The 5205-nt window shown below is 67.6% G+C and carries 6 protein-coding genes and 1 pseudogene; 1 reads left to right on the forward strand and 6 read right to left on the reverse strand.

Annotation, left to right across the window (positions count from 1 at the left end; translation table 11 throughout):
• Positions 1-554 precede the first annotated feature (554 nt).
• A complete protein-coding gene (locus M3498_09025) occupies positions 555-1589 on the forward strand; it encodes an SPOR domain-containing protein (GenBank protein ID MDQ3459422.1) in 1035 nt (344 codons plus the stop codon).
• A gap of 223 nt (positions 1590-1812) precedes the next feature.
• Here M3498_09025 and moeB read toward each other — a convergent pair whose 3' ends face one another.
• From moeB to deoA, 6 genes and pseudogenes are all read right to left on the reverse strand, one after another.
• Entirely contained in the window at positions 1813-2619 is an 807-nt protein-coding gene (gene moeB, locus M3498_09030; protein MDQ3459423.1) for a molybdopterin-synthase adenylyltransferase MoeB, read from the reverse strand.
• A 28-nt stretch (positions 2620-2647) separates the two neighbouring features.
• Positions 2648-2898 (reverse strand): annotated as a pseudogene (locus tag M3498_09035) (HEPN domain-containing protein).
• A gap of 143 nt (positions 2899-3041) precedes the next feature.
• On the reverse strand, positions 3042-3419 hold the full coding sequence (locus tag M3498_09040; protein MDQ3459424.1) for a nucleotidyltransferase domain-containing protein: 378 nt from the start codon (positions 3417-3419) through the stop codon (positions 3042-3044).
• Between the two features lie 58 nt (positions 3420-3477).
• The gene (locus M3498_09045) at positions 3478-4416 is read right to left on the reverse strand and encodes a CPBP family intramembrane metalloprotease (protein MDQ3459425.1); all 939 of its coding nucleotides are present in this window, start codon (positions 4414-4416) and stop codon (positions 3478-3480) included.
• Positions 4413-4943 (reverse strand): M67 family metallopeptidase, encoded by a 531-nt coding sequence (locus tag M3498_09050; protein MDQ3459426.1) that lies wholly within the window; start codon positions 4941-4943, stop codon positions 4413-4415. The genes M3498_09045 and M3498_09050 overlap by 4 nt, the downstream gene beginning before the upstream one ends.
• A gap of 8 nt (positions 4944-4951) precedes the next feature.
• A partial coding sequence (deoA, locus tag M3498_09055) for a pyrimidine-nucleoside phosphorylase (GenBank protein ID MDQ3459427.1) occupies positions 4952-5205 on the reverse strand: 254 nt, incomplete at its 5' end.

The raw sequence follows: 5205 nt of genomic DNA on the forward strand, positions 1-5205 counted from the left end.
CTGTCAGCCTTCTTTTGATGGGTCATTACGAGGAGCGAAGCAACGCGGCAATCTCGTTTTTGGTACACGGTTTGGAGATTGCTTCACTTGGTTCGCAATGTTCGCGCAGCACCCCGCAGGGACACCCATCATTGCTGCCTTGACGGACCACTAGTGCCGTTAACCTGGCGTTCGCAATGACACCCGTCATTGCTGCCTTGACGGACCATTAGGTTATAGCATGAGAAGCCGGAAGAAGAGTAGCCCGGTCTGCCTTTCTCCTGACCTCTGATCTCTGGCTTCTGACTTCTGACTTCTGACGCCTTGTCATCAGGGTGCAGCTCTTGAACGTCTTGATGGTTGCTCGAAGTATAGAATCTAGCGTGGGAGAGTTTTTGATGACGCGCAGCAGAGGGCGGGGTGCAGGCAGATTTCTATATCACCCAGCTGAGCGCCTACGCCGCGCCGGCGCACAACCTCGGCTGGGTGGTCAGCTTGCTGTTCATGTCCACCGTCCTCCTGGCGACGCTGGCGGTCTACCTCTTCGAGCGCAGGGACTTCTGCTGCGCCTCCTCTTGCTCGCCTTGCTCCTGCTCCTGCCCCGGGCCGCCGCCCTCTCCTACACCGTCCAGGTGGCCGCGTTGACCGACCAGGCCGCCGCCCGCGCGCTCTTGGACGACCTGCGCCGGCAGGGCTTTCCCGCCTATCTGGTCGGCCTGCCGACCGAGGCAGGCCAGGTCTACCGCCTGCGCGTCGGGGCCTTTGCCAACCGCGCCGCAGCGGTGCGTTACGGCGAGAGCGTAGAGACTGCGACCGGCCTCACGCCCGTGCCCGCCCTCGCCGAGGCGGACATGCCCATCCTGCTGCTCGAGCCCGGTCTGGTGGCGGTCTATCCCTACGGCCCCGGCGTCCGCGCCGAAGTTCTGAGGTTCCCCGAGACACTCGCCCTGCGGGTGCAGGATTCGGGCGAGGCCGAGTACCGTTTCCTCAGCCCGGACGCGCACGCCCGGCCCGTCCCGGCCTGGCGGATGCTGCCCCTGGAAGACGGCGGCCTCCTGCGCGTCTACAGCTTTCCGCTGTGGCCGCCCGACTACGAGGGGCTCAGCCCGGAGGCGCGGCGCGCGGAGGAGGAGGCGCGCTTAGCGGCGGTGGCGCAGAGCTTGGGCTTGGGACCGGCTGTGCTCGAGCGCTACGTCATCCGGCAGGAGGCCGCGCCGCCCGTGCTTGTCCGCGCCGAGCGCTGGCGTGCGGACGGCAGCGCCGAGCGCCTCCCGGCTCTGGGCGATCCGGGGTTCTGGGACTCCGGAGGGGAGGGCCCGCCGCTCGCCTGGTTGAACGGCGAGGTGCCCGCGCTCCCGTCCGCGCGCCTGCCGGCGCCGCTCGTAATCGTGAGCGGGCGTCTACCGGGAGGAGAAGCTGAGGAAGGGGAGCCAGGCTGGTTGCAGGGCGAGGGCTGGCAGGCCCGTCCCGACGGCGACTTTACCCGCCTGGCTAGTGGCGGCAGAGATTGGCGCGCTCTGGGGGGCTATCCCCTCTGGGCAGGCGGCGACTACCTGCTGACCCTGAGCGAGGGCGACCTCGCCCTCTACTGGCTGAGCCCGCCGCCCTAGTAGGCGTCTGGAAGCGACCCTTTTCTGTGGGTGCCCTCATGTATATGCTCTGATGTATATGCCCTCAAATGCCCTCCTCGAGCTTGGCCGCCACGGCCCGTCATGCTCCGCTTTGCAGGCTTGGCATCCTTGGAGGGAGTCCAGTCCGACCACCGTGAAGAGCCCCAACATCCAGTCGAGCTCGAGGGAACGGGCATGCTCCGCTGCGCGCGGGGTAAGTTTATCAGCCGCAGAAAGCCTCGTAATCGGCGGGCGCGCGGATGCTCGGCGCGTCACCGCAGACTGGGCAGCCGGGGTCGCGCGCCAGCCGCACGCGCCTGATGTGGGCGTAGAGCGCGTCGTAGTGCAGCAGCGTGCCCGCGAGCGTCTCGCCCAGGCCGAGAAGCGCCTTGATCGCTTCGGCGGCCATGATGGAGCCTATCGCGCCGGGCAGGGCGCCGAAGACGCCGGCCTCGGCGCAGCTGAGGACGCTGCCGGGCGAGGGCGGCTCGGGGTAGAGACAGCGGTAGCAGGGACCCAGCTCGCCCGCCGCGTCCCGCGCGTGAAAGACGCTCACCTGCCCTTCGAACTGCGCCATCGCCCCGTAGACGAGCGGCTTGCCTTCAAAGACGCAGACGTCGCTCAGCAGGTAGCGCGTGGCAAAGTTGTCGCTTCCGTCCGCCACCAGGTCGTAGCCGCGAACCGTCTCGGCGGCGTTGCCGGCCTCCAGCCTGCCCTCGTGCAGGGTCACCTGAACGTCCGGGTTCAGGCCCATGATGCGCTCCCTGGCCGACTCGGTCTTGGGCCGGCCCACGGCGGCGAGGTCGTGGATGACCTGGCGCTGCAGGTTGCTGGCCTCGACCCTGTCCATGTCGGCGACGCCGAGCTTGCCCACGCCCGCGGCGGCGAGGTAGAGCAGGACCGGGGAGCCGAGGCCGCCGGCGCCGACCACCAGGACGCTCGAGGCGAGCAGCTTCGTCTGCCCGGCCGCGCCCACGCCGGGCAGGAGGATGTGGCGGCTGTAGCGGTCGAGCTGGTCCCTGCTGAACATGGTTTGCGCTACCCTCGTACCGACCGCGTTAGCCGGTCCCTTCGATCATTCGCTCCGCCCAGGCGACGATGGCTTCGGCTGAGCGAACAGCCTCTTCATGGTCCTCTTGCGTCACGGCTTCCATCTCGGTTGGATAGCGCGTTGTGACCGCGTAAACCGTGAGAGTTGCCGCCTCCCGCAGCTCTTCGGTTAGCAGCAGCCCTTGAGGCAGCATGTCCAAGACAAGAGTACCTTGATGTTGTGTGTTTTCGGTGCAGGGATATGTGCGTTGATCAACACCGCCTTCAGCGCCTTTTCCGCTGCTTGTTGGGCCAAAGCAGAGGGTTTCCCTCAGCACATGGTCAGGTCTTGGGGCGCGGGCCAAGGCCAGATCGCTCACGGCGTGACGCAACCAGTCGGCAGGGCTTCCGGTCTGACCCACCCTAGGCCGCATAGACCTCCTTTCCCTCGCGCAGCACGTCTCTATAAATGAGGCCGATGTTGTGTTCGTGCTCTGCTAAGTCCTGGCGTGTAGCCACTACGAGGTCGAAGGGCAAGTCCACACCACCGATATGCCGGTAGAGGTATTGGGCGGTTTTCCGGCGGTGACTGCCCTCTGGCATGACGATCAGCAGGTCTAGATCGCTGCTGGGGCCCAATTCACCTCGAGCCGCGGAGCCGAAGAGAATAATCTTCAGTGGCTGAACGGCCTCGACGATCTGCCGAACCAGCGTGTCGACGCTGCTCAGCGCGACGTGGTTAGCCTGATGGTCTTGAGCCTGATGGTCTTGGCCGCTTGTGCTCATTCGCCCCTTGGTCATGATAAGCCTCTTCTATTGGAGCGGTAGAGTTGGTCCTTGCTGAACACGCGCCGCGCCCTCAAAAGGCGGGCCAGGTGCCCAGCCCGAAGAGAAGGCCGACGAGCGGCACCAGACTGAAGAGCAAGACCAGCGCGAGGCTGCCCGAGAGGATGGGCCCAGGCGCCGGCGGCGCCGTCTTGGGGACGCGCAGCCAGCGCACGGCGATAAAGAGGCACAAGGCCGCGACGGCGAGGCCGACTAAGCCCATGCCTACCGTCACCTCGTCCTGCGCGCCGGCCAAGGCCTCGAGGTCTAGGCCCTGGCTGAGGACGTAGATGAGCAGGCCGACCGCCAGGGCATTGTTGAAGCTATGCACCAGGAAGGCCGTCCAGAAGGAGCCCCGGCTCTGCACCGCCCGCGCCAGGATGAAGCCGAGCGGCAAGATGGGCAAGACCTGCATGGGCAGGACGTGGACAACGGCGAAAAGAAACGACGTTACCAGGGCCGCAAAGAGCGCGGTGCGGACCAGGCCGTAGGCGCGCAGGGCCAGGCCGCGAAAGACCAGCTCCTCGTAGAGCGGCACCAGGACCGCCACGCCCAGAAAGGTCAGCGCCAGGTCGAGAGGCGAGGCGGTGCCGAGCAGCGCCTCGTATTGCGGCGCGGCCTCGAGCAGTTCCGGTGCCACGCCGCCGATGAAGAGGATCACCCCGCGGCTGGCGAAAAAGGCCAGCAGCGTGGTGCCCAAAACGACGCCGAACTGGGGCGGCGCGCGCAGCCAGGGATCGCGCAGGAGCCGCGCCATGGGCTCCTTGAAGAGTACGAAGAGCAGGGCGAGCGTCAGAGCGCCTGTGAGGGTGACGGCGAGCCCGCCGCTCAAGAGGGCCGAGAAGGCGGTGAGCAGCAGGCTCGGCGTGAGCAGCACGAAGAGCATGGCGCGGTTGGCGTCGAGCGGGCGGATGCCGGGCACCGGGCGCGGCGTGGTCGCTTCGGCCGGGGTCGGGTAAGGGTCGGGGATCATGCTCGTTTCAGCTTAGCGCCGCCGCCCCGTGACGACCGTTCCATAGCGGTCAATCGGGCGGGCGCTTTATCGCTGACTTCAGTGCTGAGCATGGGGCTGCACACAGAGCTGCACACAGGGCCGAGCACGACGAGGTCGCGCTCGAGCCAGCCTTCGCCCCGCAGCTCAAAGGCGCGCACGACCGCCGGTCTTGGCACGACGATGATCGTGGGCACCTCGTAGCGCGCCTCCGCGAGGTCGCGCCGCGAGGGCCGCGCCGGTCCCCGCGGGTGCGAATGATAGAGAGCGACGAGCGCGTCGCCGACCTCGTCGGCTTCGCGCAGGGCTGCCAGGAGCGCGCGCGGCTCGCCCATAAAGCGCCTGCGGGCGTCGGCGGCGACGTTGGGAAGCCTCACCAGGCGCCGCGCCCGGTTGGCGAGGCCGAAGAGCAGGCCGACGGACTCGCGGGGCACCTCGCATCTGGCCTGCTCCAGCATCGCCCGCAGCAGGGAAGCGGGCAGGGAGAGGGCCGCTTCAGGCCCGCTCACGCCCCTGCTCATCGCAGGGTCCCTAGGATGAGCGGTGGGATTTCGGTGGGCCGTGGGCTGATCCGGGCGGCTCCGGCGAGCGTTGCCAGAGCTTCTGGTAAGCCGCGCCCGCCCCGGTGATGGAGCGTCATCAGCCTGTCGCCCCGCGTCAGCGCGTCGCCGAGCCCCTTGTGAAGGACGAGGCCCACGCCCAAGTCGATAGGGTCGTCCTTGTCTTTGCGGCCGCCGCCGAGCTGCGCCACCGCCCGGCCGAGGCTGAGGG

It is taken from the genome of Deinococcota bacterium, from assembly GCA_030858465.1.
Taxonomy (GTDB): Bacteria; Deinococcota; Deinococci; order Deinococcales; family Trueperaceae; genus JALZLY01.

Coding starts and splice junctions, on each gene's coding strand:
- moeB (MDQ3459423.1), bottom strand. CDS start 2,619: ATGTTCAGCAGGGACCAGCTCGACCGCTACAGCCGCCACATCCTCCTG.
- M3498_09045 (MDQ3459425.1), bottom strand. CDS start 4,416: ATGATCCCCGACCCTTACCCGACCCCGGCCGAAGCGACCACGCCGCGC.
- M3498_09040 (MDQ3459424.1), bottom strand. CDS start 3,419: ATGACCAAGGGGCGAATGAGCACAAGCGGCCAAGACCATCAGGCTCAA.